14 protein-coding genes are annotated in these 14,418 nt (G+C 70.0%); 1 reads left to right on the forward strand and 13 read right to left on the reverse strand.

Features of this window, described 5'->3' with window-relative positions; translation table 11 throughout:
* Positions 1 to 51 precede the first annotated feature (51 nt).
* The 5 genes from AC6EUL_RS16100 to AC6EUL_RS16120 form a co-directional block, all read right to left on the reverse strand.
* Positions 52 to 1,056 (reverse strand): magnesium transporter CorA family protein, encoded by a 1,005-nt coding sequence (locus AC6EUL_RS16100; protein ID WP_056211361.1) that lies wholly within the window; start codon positions 1,054 to 1,056, stop codon positions 52 to 54.
* 10 nt (positions 1,057 to 1,066) lie between these two features.
* Positions 1,067 to 1,927 (reverse strand): SDR family oxidoreductase, encoded by an 861-nt coding sequence (locus AC6EUL_RS16105; RefSeq protein WP_056211359.1) that lies wholly within the window; start codon positions 1,925 to 1,927, stop codon positions 1,067 to 1,069.
* 3 nt (positions 1,928 to 1,930) lie between these two features.
* Positions 1,931 to 2,791, reverse strand: coding sequence for an SDR family NAD(P)-dependent oxidoreductase (locus AC6EUL_RS16110; protein WP_056378634.1), 861 nt, complete (start codon positions 2,789 to 2,791; stop codon positions 1,931 to 1,933).
* Positions 2,788 to 3,546 (reverse strand): enoyl-CoA hydratase-related protein, encoded by a 759-nt coding sequence (locus tag AC6EUL_RS16115; protein ID WP_499871259.1) that lies wholly within the window; start codon positions 3,544 to 3,546, stop codon positions 2,788 to 2,790. The genes AC6EUL_RS16110 and AC6EUL_RS16115 overlap by 4 nt, the downstream gene beginning before the upstream one ends.
* A gap of 61 nt (positions 3,547 to 3,607) precedes the next feature.
* Positions 3,608 to 5,371 carry an acyl-CoA dehydrogenase family protein gene (locus AC6EUL_RS16120; protein WP_499871261.1) on the reverse strand — a complete coding sequence of 588 codons (1,764 nt, stop codon included), beginning with the start codon at positions 5,369 to 5,371 and terminating at the stop codon, positions 3,608 to 3,610.
* Positions 5,372 to 5,493: 122 nt separating this feature from the next.
* Between AC6EUL_RS16120 and AC6EUL_RS16125 the strand changes: the two genes are divergently transcribed.
* A complete protein-coding gene (locus tag AC6EUL_RS16125) occupies positions 5,494 to 6,507 on the forward strand; it encodes an L-threonylcarbamoyladenylate synthase (RefSeq protein ID WP_499871263.1) in 1,014 nt (337 codons plus the stop codon).
* Between the two features lie 175 nt (positions 6,508 to 6,682).
* Here the strand turns inward: AC6EUL_RS16125 and greA are convergent, their stop codons facing one another.
* From greA to AC6EUL_RS16165, 8 genes are all read right to left on the reverse strand, one after another.
* Positions 6,683 to 7,144: a transcription elongation factor GreA gene (greA, locus tag AC6EUL_RS16130; RefSeq protein WP_499871265.1), complete on the reverse strand. Its 462-nt coding sequence runs from the start codon at positions 7,142 to 7,144 to the stop codon at positions 6,683 to 6,685.
* Positions 7,145 to 7,186: 42 nt separating this feature from the next.
* Complete coding sequence (gene acuI / locus AC6EUL_RS16135) at positions 7,187 to 8,173, reverse strand: acrylyl-CoA reductase (NADPH) (RefSeq protein WP_056378625.1); 987 nt, start codon at positions 8,171 to 8,173, stop codon at positions 7,187 to 7,189.
* 106 nt (positions 8,174 to 8,279) lie between these two features.
* Complete coding sequence (locus AC6EUL_RS16140; RefSeq protein ID WP_499871268.1) at positions 8,280 to 8,867, reverse strand: hypothetical protein; 588 nt, start codon at positions 8,865 to 8,867, stop codon at positions 8,280 to 8,282.
* 192 nt (positions 8,868 to 9,059) lie between these two features.
* Positions 9,060 to 10,067 (reverse strand): cell wall hydrolase, encoded by a 1,008-nt coding sequence (locus tag AC6EUL_RS16145; protein WP_499871334.1) that lies wholly within the window; start codon positions 10,065 to 10,067, stop codon positions 9,060 to 9,062.
* A gap of 171 nt (positions 10,068 to 10,238) precedes the next feature.
* Complete coding sequence (locus tag AC6EUL_RS16150; protein WP_056211342.1) at positions 10,239 to 10,502, reverse strand: hypothetical protein; 264 nt, start codon at positions 10,500 to 10,502, stop codon at positions 10,239 to 10,241.
* A 227-nt stretch (positions 10,503 to 10,729) separates the two neighbouring features.
* Complete coding sequence (ppdK, locus tag AC6EUL_RS16155; RefSeq protein ID WP_499871270.1) at positions 10,730 to 13,411, reverse strand: pyruvate, phosphate dikinase; 2,682 nt, start codon at positions 13,409 to 13,411, stop codon at positions 10,730 to 10,732.
* Positions 13,412 to 13,558: 147 nt separating this feature from the next.
* Entirely contained in the window at positions 13,559 to 13,711 is a 153-nt protein-coding gene (locus tag AC6EUL_RS16160; RefSeq protein WP_082487738.1) for a DUF3096 domain-containing protein, read from the reverse strand.
* A gap of 61 nt (positions 13,712 to 13,772) precedes the next feature.
* Complete coding sequence (locus AC6EUL_RS16165; RefSeq protein WP_499871272.1) at positions 13,773 to 14,414, reverse strand: L,D-transpeptidase; 642 nt, start codon at positions 14,412 to 14,414, stop codon at positions 13,773 to 13,775.
* Positions 14,415 to 14,418 lie beyond the last annotated feature (4 nt).

The raw sequence follows: 14,418 nt of genomic DNA on the forward strand, positions 1-14,418 counted from the left end.
AAGCGCGGTTACATTGCATCGGCATCCTTAACAGGATGCATCGGATACTCGCTACAACCAGCGTTTCCAGCGGAAGAACACGTATGGAAGGACAGCCGCCACGACCATCATCACGACCGCCATCGGGTATCCGAATCCCCAATCCAATTCGGGCATCGCCTTGAAGTTCATGCCGTAGATCGAGGCGATCAGGGTCGGCGGCATGAACACGACCGCCATGACCGAGAACAGCTTGATGATGTTGTTCTGCTCCAGGTTCACCAGGCCGAGCGTGGCGTCGAGGAGGAACTGGATCTTGGAGGACAGGAAGGTGGCGTGCTCCTCCAGGGACTGCAGGTCGCGCAGGGTGGAGCGGACGTCCTCGCGCAACTCGCGCGGCGCCTTGGCGGTGCGGTAGGTCGCCGAGAGCGAGAGCAGGATGCGCTCCATCGAGACGAGGCTCTCGCGCTGCTTCGAGATCAGGTCGCCGTGGCGCCCGAGCGCCCGGAGGGTGTCCTGCAGGGCGGTGTTGCGGGCGCTCGGGTCCTCCTTCTCCTCGAAGATCTTGCCCGAGAGGCGGTCGATGCGCTCCCCCTGGAGCTGGAGCACGTCGGCCGCCCGGTCGATCACCGTCTCGATCAGCCCGGCCAGGATGGTCTCGCCCGAGGGCACGGCCGAGGGGCCGTTGCCCGTCGAGCGGCCGGCCCGCTGGGTGTACATCCGGAAGGCCTGCGGCTCCTCGTAGCGCACCGTGACGAGGCGGCTGCCGCGCAGGATGAAGGTGATGCCGGCAAGCCCCGGCTCCTCGGATTCGCTGACCTTGCTCAGCACCCGGCCGGTCATGTAGCGCGCCCCGTCCTCGACGTAGAGGAGTTCGGAGGGCTCGATGTCCTTCATTTCCTCGCGGGTCGGCACCGAGATGCCCATGAAGACCTCGACCTTAAGGTCCTCCTCCCGGCTCGGCCGCACCATGTCGAGCCAGACGGTGTCGTCGGGGATCGGCTCCTGCAATTCGAGGGAACGGCGCTCGAGCAGGGTCTGCCCGGCGCCGGCGACCGGCTGGTGGATGAAGATCACGCGGGATGTCTCAGGCGAAGGCCCCGGGAGGCGGTGTGCTCGCATCCGGCACGAAGAAGTCCGGCGCAAGAGGAATGCCGGGTGTGACCCGGTATTTTGAAAAGTCCGTGACACCCTGCTCCGCCAGGAAGCTGTCGTCGATGAGGAAGCGGCCCGTCACCGCGCGGGCGGGCAGGCGGAACAGCGCGTGGGCGGCGTCGGCCAGGATCTCGGGCGTGCGGCTCGCCTGCATCAGCGCCTCGCCGCCCAGCAGATTTTGCACCGCCGCCGTGGCGATGGTGGTGCGCGGCCAGAGAGCGTTCACGGCGATGCCCTGGCGCTTGAGCTCGCCGGCGAGCCCGAGCACGCAGAGCGACATGCCGTACTTGGCGATCGAGTAGGCGAGGTGCGGCGCGAACCACTTCTCCGCCATGTCGAGGGGCGGCGACAGCATGACGATGTGCGGGTTTTCTGCCTTGGCGAGGTGCGGGATCGCGTACTTGCTGACCATGTAGGTTCCGCGCGTGTTGACGCCATGCATCAGGTCGAAGCGCTTCATCTCGGTCTCGGGCGTCCGGGTCAGCGCGATCGCGCTGGCGTTGTTCACCACGATGTCGATGCCGCCGAAGGTCTCGGCCGTCCGGGCGATGGCGGAGGCGACGCTGTCCTCGTCGCGGACATCCACCAGAAGCGGCAGCGCCCGGCCGCCCGCCGACTCGATGGCGGCGGCGGCGGTGTGGATGGTGCCCGCCAGCTTGGGATGCGGCGCGTCGGTCTTGGCCGCGATGGCGATGTTGGCGCCGTCGCGGGCCGCCCGCAGGGCGATGGCGAGTCCGATGCCGCGGGACGCCCCGGTGATGAACAGGGTTTTGCCCTGCAGCGAATCGCTCATGTCTCAGCTCTCCTCGGCGTTGATCTGGAACCGGGCCGGCTGCGTGCCGTCCGCATCGGTGAAGCCGTATTCGGCCGCGAGGTCGCCCGCATGGAGGATCTGCCCGGCCCGCGCCGCCACGGCCGGGTCGGCCGCCAGGGCGGCCAGCGCCCGGCCGGCATAGAGCGGGGTCTCCGTCGCCCGGTCGGCATGGCCGATGTCGACGGCGCGCTCGGTGCGCACGAAGCCGGGGGACAGCCCGAGCGCCGTGACCCCGTGCGGCGCCAGTTCCTCGGCGCAAGCGAAGGCCAGCCGGTTCGTGGCCGCCTTGGTCAGGTCGTAGAAGATGTCGCCGAGATAGCCCGGCGCGGTGTCGAACGAGACGAAGGCGATGAGGCCGGATTTCGCCGAGACCATCGCGGGGGCGACGGCGCGGGCGAGGAGGAGGGCCGGATAGGGGCCGCTCCCGAAGAAGTCCGAAAACGGCTCGGCCGAGCGGCGCCAGAACGGCGTGCCCCAGGCGGCGCCATCGGCGTAGCGCTCGCCGTCATAACCCTCGTTGCCCCCCCAGACGCTGGAGACCGCCACGTCGATGCGCCCGAACCGGCGCAGGGCCCAGTGGACCAGGGTGTCGACGGCGCGCTCGCTGGTGTGGTCGCAGAGGTAGTGATGGCCCTCGCCACCGGCGGCATCGACCGCGCGGGCGGTATCCTCGATGGTCTCGGGCCGCCCCTCCGTGCGTGGCCCGGTCTCGCTGGACCGGGCGGTGACGATGACGGTGGCGCCGGCCTCGCCGAGCCCCCGCGCCAAGCCGCGTCCCACCCCGCGCGAGGCGCCGGCGACGAGGCAGATCTTTCCGCGCAGCAGGTCCGGTGCGGGGGTCACGCCGGCTTGGCCCGGCCGAGGAAGCGCGCGAAGGCGGCCTGGGCCTCGGGCGACCGCAGGCGCTCCTCGAAGGCCACGGCCTCGGCCTCCAGGGCGGCGTCCAGGGCGGCCTGGTCGCCCCGGATCAGCGCCCGCGTCGCCTGCACCGCCCCGCGCGGCAGCCCGGCGAGGCGCGCGCCCTGCGCACGGGCATGCTCCAGCAGCAGCCCGGCCGGCATCACCCCGTTGACGAGCCCGAGACCCAGCGCTTCGTCCGCGTCGAAGGGCTGGCTCAGGAGCAGCATCTCCGTGGCCTTCAGGAGCCCGACCCGGCGCGGCAGCAGGTAGCTCGACGCCGCCTCCGGCACGAGGCCGAGTTCCACGAAGGGCATGCGGAAGCGGGCCGCCGGGCTGGCATAGACGAGGTCGCAGTGCAGGGTCAGGGTCGTGCCGATCCCCACCGCGATCCCGTCCACGGCCGCGATCATCGGCGTGCGCGTGCGGGCGAGCTGGCGGATGAACTGCAGGGCCGGCGCCTCGCGGAACGGCTTGCTCGCGCCCGCGACGAAATCGGCGAGGTCGTTGCCCGCGCTGAAGGCGCCCGGCGCCCCGGCGAACACCACGGCGCTGATCGCATCGTGTTCGTCGGCCTCCACCAGGGCGGCGCGCAGGGCGTCGTACATGGCGCCGGTCAGCGCATTCTTCTTCTCGGGCCGGTCGATGCGGATGAGGCGGACGCCGTCGGCGGTATCCGCGATCGCGATGTGCTCGCTCATGGTGCCCTGCCCTCCTGGATGGTGTTCGATCCGCGCGAGTGCGACGCTCGGCGGGGCCGGATCAGCTCGCCAGGGCGAGGGCGGCGTCCTCGGTGAAGCGCCCACCCGCGACGACGCTCTCCTCCAGGCCGCCCACGGCGGTCAGCAGGTTGTCGGCGAAGAACCGGGCCAGCGCGATCCGGCCCGCATGGGCGGGATCGGTGTCCCCCGCCTTGAGCGCCGCGTGGGCGGCGAGCGCCTGGCGACCGAGGCAGGCGCCCCCCTGGACCAAGCCGAACAGGCGCAAATACGGCGTCGCGCCCGCCAGCGCCGCCTCCGGCCGGTTCGACGCGAGGGCCTTGAGCTGGAAGCTCGTCGCCCGGTCGAGGCTCTCGATGCCGGCACGCAGCCGGGCGCCGAGGCTGCCGAAGGCCGGATCGGGATCCTTGAGGAAGCCCTCGGCGGTCCGGCGCAGGCTCGCGATCTGCGCCCGCACCGTCGCCCCGCCGTTGAGCGGTAACTTGCGGGCGACGAGGTCGATGGCCTGGATGCCGTTCGTGCCCTCGTAGATGCCGAGGATGCGGGCGTCGCGCATGTGCTGGGCGGCGCCGGTCTCCTCGACGAAGCCCATGCCGCCATGGACCTGGACACCCAGCGAGGTCACCTCGTTGGCGATGTCGGTGGAGAAGGCCTTGGCCACCGGCGTCAGCAGCGAGGCGCGGTCATGCGCCCCCTGCCCTTCCGGGCCCTCGGCCGCGTCGAGGGCGGCGGCGGTGAGGTAGCAGATGCCGCGCGCGGCCTGGGTGAAGGCCTTCATGGTCAGCAACATGCGCTGCACGTCGGCGTGCTCGACGATGGGGCTGGTCTCGGGGGCGCCGGGCGCCTTGCCCTGACGCCGGTCGCGGGCATAGCCCAGCGCCTGCTGGTAGGCCCGCTCGGCGATGCCGACGCCTTGGAGGCCGACGTTGAGGCGGGCCGAGTTCATCATCGTGAACATGCAGGCGAGCCCGCGATTCTCCTCGCCGATCAGCCAGCCGACGGCGCCGCCGTCGTCGCCGAAGGCCATCGAGCAGGTGGGCGAGCCGTGGATGCCGAGCTTGTGCTCGATGCCGGAGCAGCGCAGGTCGTTGCGGCTGCCGTCCGGCAGGATCTTGGGCACGAGGAACAGCGAGATGCCGCGGGTGCCGGCGGGCGCGTCCTTGAGCCGGGCCAGCACGAGGTGGACGATGTTATCGGTGAGGTCGTGCTCGCCGTAGGTGATGTAGATCTTCGCGCCGACGATGCCGTAGCGACCGTCCCCCAGGGGTTCGGCGCGGCTGCGCAGGAGGGCCAGGTCCGAGCCGGCCTGCGGCTCCGTCAGGTTCATGGTCGCGGTCCATTCGCCCGAGATCAGCTTGGCGAGGTAGCGCGTCTTGAGGTCGTCCGAGCCGTGCTGGGCCAGGGCCTCGATCCCGCCCGCCGTGAGGAGCGGGCAGAGGCCGAAGGCGATGCTCGCTGCGTTCCACATCTCGTTGCAGGCGGCGTTAAGCACGAGGGGCAGGCCTTGCCCGCCATGGTCGGGGTCGGCGCTGAGGCCGTTCCAGCCGCCGGCGATCCAGGTCCGGTAGGCTTCGCGCCAGCCCGGCGGGGTGGTGATGGCACCTTCCTTGAGCGGCGTGCCGTGCCGGTCGCCGACCCGGTTGAGGGGGGCGATGACCGATTCGGCGACCTTGCCGGCCTCGGCCAGGACGGCTTCCGCGTCGTCCACGGCGAGGTCGCCGTGCAGGCCGGCCGCCAGGGCAGCGTCGAGCCCGGCCACGTGGCGCAGGGCGAACAGCATGTCGGCCACCGGAGCGCGATAGGTCATGTTGCTTCCTCCCGCGCCTTGGTTGAATCGACGCGTGTCGCCCCGTGTTTGACGCATGGCCCGGACGGGCGCTAGGCCCAGGCTTTCCCCGCCGAAGGGGCGCCAGCGAAGATAGTTTAGATATGAACGATCTCGGGTCAATCCCCGACGACGCGATCCCGGCGGTGGCGACGCGTCGGCTGACCGAGGACGCCGCCGGGATCGCGGCGGCCGCGTCCCTGCTCCGGGCCGGGCAGGTCGTGGCCTTCCCCACTGAGACGGTCTACGGCCTCGGGGCCGATGCCACCGACCCGGCGGCGGTCGCGAAGATTTTCGCCGCCAAGGCGCGGCCGCGCTTCAATCCGCTGATCGCGCATCTCGCCGACGCGGAGTCGGCCTTCGCCGAGGGCCTGTTCGACGACGCGGCGCGCAGCCTCGCCACGGCGTTCTGGCCCGGTCCCCTCACGCTGGTGGTGCCCGCTGCGCCGGGCTGCCGCGTCTGCGACCTCGCTCGGGCCGGCCTGCCGAGCGTCGCCCTCCGGGTGCCGGCGCCCGACCTGACCCGGGCCCTGCTGGCGCAGGTCGGCAGGCCCGTCGCCGCGCCCTCAGCCAATCGTTCGGGACGCGTCAGCCCGACCCGTGCTGATCACGTCCTGGCGGACCTTGAGGGCCGGATCGCTGCCGTGCTGGATGGCGGCGGGACGCCGGTCGGCGTCGAATCCACCGTGGTGGCCTGTCTCGGCGGTCCACCCCGGCTGCTGCGGCCCGGGGGCGTCACACGGGAGGCGCTGGAAGCGCGCCTCGGCTTCGCTCTGGCCGGCCCGGAGCGGGGGGATACAGCCCATCCGGTCGGCCCGGGACTCCTCGCCTCCCACTACGCGCCGCGGGCGCAGGTCCGCCTCGAGGCGACCGCCGCCGCACCGGACGAAGTGGCGCTGCTGTTCGGGCCGGTGCCGCTCCCGGGAGCGGATGCGGCGCAGGCGCGCCTCAACCTCAGTCCCACAGGGGATCTCGCCGAGGCCGCGGCCCGGCTGTTCTCGGCCCTGCGCCAGCTCGACGGCCTCGGGGCGCCGGTGATCGCGGTGGCGCCCATTCCGGAGCGGGGTCTCGGCGAGGCTATCAACGACCGGCTTCGGAGGGCTGCGGCGCCGCGCTAGAATTTTTTCGGGATGCGCTGGAACCAAGCCGCCGGGGGCGTGTTTTCCCCGTACGAAGGCCAGTTCAGCCCCCAATGGCCTTTTCCCTTCTTGGGCTCGGAGCAATCCGAGCCTTTTTTCTTGCGCGTCATTCGGGCCCTGGCCAATGCCCCCTGACCCGATTTACGAGACCCCGTCAGGCGATTTCCAAGATCTCGCTCTCGTGCCCGTTCACCTCGACGACATCGCCGGCGACCTTGCCGGTCAGCGCGCGCGCCATCGGCGAGACATAGGAGATCGTGCCCTGGGCCGGGTCGGCCTCGTCCTCACCAACGATCCGGTAGGTACGGCGGCTGTCGTCCTCAGCCAGGATCGTCACAGTCGAGCCGAAGCGGACCACGTCGCCCGGCTCCGCCTCGACCAACTGCGCGGAACTGCGCCGGGCGGTCCAATAAGCGAGATCGCGATTCACCCGGGCTACGTCGGCCTGGGCCTCGGGCGTCAGGGCCGAGAACGCGGCCTGAAGGCGTGCGACCTCCGCCTCGATATGGGCCAGGCCCTCGGGGGTGACGAAATTCGGGTGCGAAGAGATCGTGCGTTCGGGAAGATCCTCGAACACCGCTTCACCGTCACGCTCACGGACGAATGCTTGGCTCATGATCGGGGAAACGCCCGGCGCCTGCCCGACGTTCCGTCATGCTCAGGCGACCTCGACAACCGTGCGTCCCCGGACCCGGCCTTCGAGGATCGCCCGTGCCACCGTATCGACGCCGGCCAGCGGCACCGTCTGGGTCATCGCCGCCAGCTTGTCGTGATCGAGCTCCCGGGCGAGCCGGTCCCAGGCCGCCCGGCGCTTCGGTTGCGGCGTCGTCACGCTGTTGATGCCGAGCAGAGAGACACCGCGCAGGATGAACGGGGCGACCGAGGTCGGCAGGTCCATGCCCTGCGCCAGACCGCAGGCGGCGACCGCACCGTCCACCTTCGTCCCCGCCAGGACGTTGGCGAGAGTGACCGATCCGACCGCATCCACCGCCGCTGCCCAGCGCTCCTTGGCCAGCGGCTTGCCGGGCTGGCTCAGCTCCGCGCGGTCGAGGATTTCCGAGGCACCGAGGCCGCGCAGGTAGTCGGATTCCGCATCGCGGCCGGTGGAGGCGATGACGTGCCAGCCGGCCTGCGCCAGCAAGGCCACTGCCACGGACCCGACGCCACCCGAGGCGCCGGTAACGAGAACCGGTCCTTGTGACGGAGTCGCGCCGTGGTGGTCGAGGGCCATCAGGCAGAGCATCGCCGTATAACCGGCGGTGCCGATCGCCATCGCCTGGGCGGGGCTCAGGCTCTGGGGAAGCGGCACCAGCCAGTCGCCTTTGACCCGGGCGCGCTGCGCATAGGCCCCGAGATGGGTCTCGCCGACGCCCCAACCGGTGAGCACCACCGCATCGCCGGGCTGGTAGTCGGGATGATCCGAGGTCTCGACGATCCCGGCGAAGTCGATGCCGGGAATCATGGGGAAACGGCGCACCACCGGCGACTTGCCGGTCATCGCCAGCCCGTCCTTGTAGTTCACCGTGGAGTGGGTGACCCGGACCGTGACGTCGCCCGGCATCAGGTCGGCGTCGTCGAAATCCTGGAAGGCGATGGATTGCCCCGTCTCGGTCTTCTCGATGACCCAAGCCTTGAACCGACCCATGGCACGCCTCCACTGACGGGACTGAGGTGTGGCACGGACGGTCCGAATCAAGCGGCCCCGGGCGCCGCTGGCGTCCGGAGCCGGAGAAGGGTCGGCGACGAAGGGCTCAGTAGCCGTCGTAGATGCTGCCGGAGGAGAAGCCGAGGCCGACGCCGACATCGGCCGAGCTGGCACCGGTGATGCCGAAGGCGTCGGGAATCGAGCCGACGGCGAGACTGGGGCCGAAGGCGCCGGGATAGCCGCCCTGGCCGTAATTGGCCGGGACCCAGCCCGACCGGGCGGGCTGCACCAGGACCCGGCGGCGGACGCTGGCGTATTGCGGCGGAAGGGTCTCGGGAATCGTCTGCGCGGGCTGCACGAGGACGCGGCGGCGGCGGACGGAATATTGCGGCGGCACGTCCACCCAGCAACCGATCAGCTCACCATAGGCATCCCGACGAGTCTGCCAGACCCGGCCGCTGGGCGCCACGAGAACACGCTCCGAGACGGTCTCGTAGACCGGAGGAATGGTGCGGTAGACGGTCTCGGCCGGGCGGACGAGGACCTGCTCGGACACCGCGCCGTAGACCGGAGGGGTGTTGACGTGGCGGTAGCACTCGGCGCCGCCGCAGCCGCCGGCCTGGGCGGAGGACAGGGTGATGACGGCGCCCGCGATGGCGGCGAGACTGATACGGGCTGCGACCGGCGTGGTCATGACGGGTTCCTCGGCTCGAAACGCTGGATAGGACGGGATGGCGCGCGAAGCCCGCGCGCATCTCGACGTTCCAGAGGCCGCCAAGTTGCCGCTCGATCAAGCTGTATCGAGACTCAAGGTAAAATTAACCCAAGCTTAGGACTACTTAGAAGTTTCACTGCTTAGGTAAAACACGCGGAACTGTCGAGAAAATCAGGTCTGACCGCGCTTGAGCTGGTAAAAGATGTGCCGCCCGATGACGTCCATCTTCTTCAGGCGCCGTGACCAGCCTGGTTTTACGTAGTCCGCGTGGTAATGGGTCGCTCCGCCGACTTCGCTCAGGTAGGTCCGCCCCTCGATGACCGCGCTGGCGATCCGGGTGGCGTTCTGCCAGGACGGCCCGTCGGCGATGCGCAGGGACTTGCCTTCGCAGGCGAAGGAGAACTGGCAGCCCATGTAGCGGTGGCGGTTCTGATAGACGACGCCACAGACGTTGCTGGGATAGAGACCGCTCTTCACTCGGTTGAGGACGACCTGGGCGACCGCCGCCTGCCCCTCTTCGGATTCGCTGCGCGCCTCGAAGTACACGGCCTCGGCGAGACAGCGCTGCTCGCGGTCCATGGCGTCGGGCCCGATCAGGTCGGCGTAGCGGTGGCGTGCGACGTCCGGGGGCACGGCCGCACCCGGCGTGGCGCCGTCCGCCTGGGATCCCCGCGGCGACAGGCCTGGGAAGACGAGGCTCGCGGCGGCGATCTCGATCGGCGTCGCATCGGCCGGGGCCGGGGTGGTCGAGGAGAGCGCTTCCGCGCGGGGAATGGCGGGGGTCGCCCCATCCTCCACCGCGATCACCGAGCCCTCGCTCTCCCCGCTCGCATCGAGGCCGAGGTCGGGGGGTGGTACGAAGCCGGCATCGAGGTCCGGATTCCAGGTCGCCGATCCCGATTCCAGCAAGCCGCTCACGGGCTCCGCGAGGCTCGTCCGTACGACGAGGGCGTCGCCCCGGCCCTCGGCGAAGAGAAGGCCTTCGGTGGTGCTGCGGGTGTAGACCCGGTGCGGCGCGTGCGAGCGCGTCTCCGTCCCCGCAAGCCGGGCCCCGGGCGAGGCCGTCGCGAGGAGCCGAGCCGGACCGGCCGCGCGCCCGGCGGAGCCCGGCGCCATGTCCGTGCCGGCCGTGGCGGTGAAGGAGACGAGCAGCCCGATGCCCGCCGCCCAGGGAGTCATCGCCGCGCTGAGCCAGCGCAGATGCGACGCGCGCCGTACCTGTTTCTTACCCACGCAACCGACTCGCACCAGGATGCCAAACGCTCACACCGCCGGTCCCAGGAGGACACGGAAGCGGCCGTTGCGTTCAACTATCGTGCGGTATGGTTGCGGAGCGGTTAAGCGGAGGCGTCAGAGCGCGCCGGGACGACCGTGCATCGCCGCCAGGCTGCTGACCAGGGTCGCGAGGTTCGAGCGTCCGCTCTCCTGCGCGCCGGCGATCCGCTCGGCATCGGCCCCGCTCTGCGTGGCGACGGCGAAGACGAACAGCACGATGGTGGCGAGGCCGCTCAGGCCGGCCACGATCCAGAGATACGCCTGCTGCATCACGCGGGGCAGCGGGACGGCGACGGGACTTTCGTTGAGAAACAGGGGGGGTGGGCTGGTGTCGTTCATGCCGGCGATCCCACGCGTTGGCTGCCGCCCCAGTCAGCAGGGTTGCCTGCGCGTCATGGTTTGGCACTAGCACTGAACGTGCCCGCGCGGAATCGGTTCGCCGCGTTTTCGACAATTTGTTGAATGGTTCGTTCGACCGTTGACCCGGGACGGCGCGCGGCCGTCCCGATCCGTCATCGTCGGGCCGCGGCGACACTGTGCGAGTCGCCGCGGCCCCTCGTGCGATCCTACTTGGCAGCCTTTGCGGCCTTGGCGGCAAGAGCCGCCTGGGCGGCCGCGAGACGGGCGATCGGCACCCGGTAGGGCGAGCACGACACGTAGTCGAGGCCGACGTCCTGGCAGAACGCCACCGAGGCCGGGTCGCCGCCGTGCTCGCCGCAGATGCCGAGCTTGATGTCGGGACGAACCGCCCGGCCGCGCTCCACGCCGATGCGCACGAGTTCGCCGACGCCTTCCTGATCGATGCTGATGAACGGATCCGCCGCCAGGATGCCCTTCTGCGTGTAGGCGCCAAGGAAGGTCGCGGCATCGTCGCGGGAGATGCCGAGGGCGGTCTGCGTCAGGTCGTTGGTGCCGAAGGAGAAGAACTCCGCCGTCTCGGCGATGTCGCCGGCCCGGAGCGCGGCCCGAGGCAGCTCGATCATCGTGCCGACTTGGTAATCAACCGTGCCGCCCGTTTCGGCAGCGACGGCCTTCGCCATGGCATCGATGCGCGCCTTGACGATGTCGAACTCCATCTTGGTGAAGACGAGCGGTACCATCACCTCGGGAGTGACGGGCGCGCCGGTCTCCTTGGCGGCCTGGACGGCAGCCTCGAAGATCGCCCGGGCCTGCATCTCGGCGATCTCCGGGAAGGCGATGGCGAGGCGGCAGCCACGGAAACCGAGCATCGGATTGAACTCGTGCAGCTCCGTCATGCGGCGGCGCAGCTTGTCCTCCGAGACGCCGGTGCTCGTGGCGACGTCGCGGACCTCCTCGTCGGTATGCGGCAGGAATTCGTGCAGCGGCGGATCCAGGAGGCGGATCGTGACGGGCAGGCCCGACATGATCGTGAACAGCTCGACGAAGTCCTGGCGCTGGTAGGGCAGGATCTTGGCGAGCGCCGCGCGGCGGCCCTCCACGTCGTCGGCGAGGATCATCTCGCGCACGGCGACGATGCGGTCACCCTCGAAGAACATGTGCTCGGTGCGGCACAGGCCGATGCCCTCGGCGCCGAAGTTGCGGGCGGCGCGCGCGTCGGTCGGGGTGTCCGCGTTGGTGCGGACCTTCATGGTACGCACCTTGTCGGCCCAGCCCATGAGGGTGGCGAACTCGCCCGACAGGGACGGCTCCAGCATCGCCACCTCGCCGAGGAGCACCTGGCCCGTCGAGCCGTCTATGGTGATCTTGTCGCCGGCCTTCAGGGTGGTCCCGGCGACCGAGAGGGTGCCGGCCTTGTAGTCCACGCGGATCGAGCCGACGCCGGAGACGCAGGGCTTTCCCATGCCGCGGGCCACCACGGCCGCGTGGCTGGTCATGCCGCCGCGGGTGGTGAGGATGCCCTCGGAGGCGTGCATGCCGTGGATGTCCTCCGGAGAGGTCTCCACGCGCACCAGGATACACTTGCGCTCGGCCTTGCGAGCGGCCTCGGCATCCTCGGAGTTGAAGACGATCTCGCCGGTGGCGGCGCCCGGCGAGGCCGGCAGGCCGGCGGCGATGACCTTGCGCTCGGCCTTCGGGTCGATGGTCGGGTGCAGGAGCTGATCGAGGGCGGCGGGCTCGACGCGGCCGATGGCCTCCTCCTCGGTGATCAGGCCTTCCGCGGCCAGATCGACGGCGATCCGCAGGGCCGCCTTGGCGGTGCGCTTGCCGTTGCGGGTCTGGAGCATCCAGAGCTTCCCGCTCTCGATGGTGAACTCCATGTCCTGCATGTCGCGGTAGTGGTTCTCGAGGAGGCCGTAGATCCGCACCAGCTCCGCATAGGATTCGGGCATGGCCAGCTCCATCGACGGACGGTCGGACTTCGCCTCGATGCGGGCCTTCTCGGTGATGTCCTGCGGGGTGCGGATGCCCGCCACCACGTCCTCGCCCTGGGCGTTGATCAGGAACTCGCCGTAGAGGGCGCGCTCACCGGTGGACGGGTTGCGGGTGAAGGCGACGCCGGTGGCCGAGGTGTCGCCCATGTTGCCGAACACCATGGCCTGGACGTTGACGGCCGTGCCCCAGCTCTCCGGGATGCTGTTCAGCTCGCGGTACTTCTTCGCGCGTGGAATCATCCAGGAATCGAACACCGCGCCGATGGCGCCCCAGAGCTGGTCCTCGGGGGCCTGCGGGAAATCGGCGCCGTGCTCGGCCTTCACGATGGCCTTATACTTGCCGACGAGGTGCTTCCAGTCCTCGGCCCCGAGCTCGGTGTCGAGGCTGACGCCCTTGCCTTCCTTGTAGTGCTCCAGCGCCTCCTCGAAGGCGTGGTGCTCCACGCCGAGGACGACGTTCGAGTACATGGTGATGAAGCGGCGGTAGGAATCGTAGGCGAAGCGCGGGTCGCCGGCGCCCTGCGCCAGGGCCTCGACCGTGATGTCGTTGAGGCCGAGGTTGAGCACGGTGTCCATCATGCCCGGCATCGAGGCGCGGGCGCCCGAGCGGACCGAGACGAGGAGCGGGTTCTCCGGATCGCCGAAGCCGCGTCCGGTGAGCGCGCCGACGGCGTCCAGGGCGGCCTTGACCTGGCTCTTCAGCTCGTCCGGATACTGCTGTCCGTGGTCGTAATAGTACGTGCAGACTTCGGTCGTGATGGTGAAACCGGGTGGTACCGGAAGACCGAGATTCGACATCTCCGCGAGGTTCGCGCCCTTCCCGCCCAGGAGGTTGCGCATGGACGACTGGCCCTCGGCCTTGCCGTCACCGAAGGAGTAGACCCACTTGCCCATCTGTATCCGTCCGCTTGCAGGAGTGAACACTGCCCCATGCCTAACACGGCGGGTTGGACCATCTTCTGCTGCAACGCAAGATGAACGGCTTCTCCAGGCGGGCACCGCGTGACGCTTCGGGCCCGCTGTAACGGAGCCGTTGCCGGATCAGCCCAGCGCGCGGAAGACGCCGAGGCCGATCAGGCCGACCAGGATGAGGTAGATCGCCACGATGAAGTTCAGCAGCCGCGGGACGATCAGGATCAGCACGCCGGCGGCCAGGGCGATGACAGGCTGAAGACTGGAGATCGTGATGGTCATGGGGCGCGCTCCGGCACGGCTTCAGGACTTGTCGGCGCCGCGTGGCGGCTCAGAGGCGGTGTCAGACGCGGTACTTGCCGTTGCGCCTGACCAGGACCTGCGTGCCCAAGGGCACCCGCTCGTAGAGGTCGACGATGTCCTCGTTGAGCATCCGCACGCAACCGGACGACATCTGCTCGCCGATGCTCCAGGGCTCGTTGGTGCCGTGGATGCGGAAGAGGATGTCGCGGTTGCCCTGGTAGAGGTAGAGGGCGCGGGCGCCGAGGGGATTGTCGACGCCGCCCTTGCGGGTGCGCGGCAGGTCCGGGTTGAGGGAGACCATCGTGGTGGTGGGGCTCCAGTCGGGCCAGACACCCTTGCGTCCGACCCGGGCCTGGCCCTTCCAGGAGAAGCCGAGCTTGCCCACGCCGACGCCGTACTGCACCGCCGTCCCGTCCTCTTGCACCAGGGCGAGCTGCCGGTTGTCGATGTCGACGACGATCGTGCCGGGCTTCTCCGGACCGGTGTAGCGCACCACCTGCCGGCGATACTTCGGATCGAGCCGGGACTTGTCGACCAGGGGGACGTCGTAGGGCGTGTCCGGCATCGTGCCGGTGTACCAGGCCGCTTCGTCGTCCTGGGCCAGGTTCACGGGGCCACGGGACTGGCATGCCGCGAGGGGCGCGATCAGGATCAGGCCGAGGATGAGGCGGCGGGACGGCATGGAC

Source organism: Methylobacterium sp. 001424705, assembly GCF_059816145.1.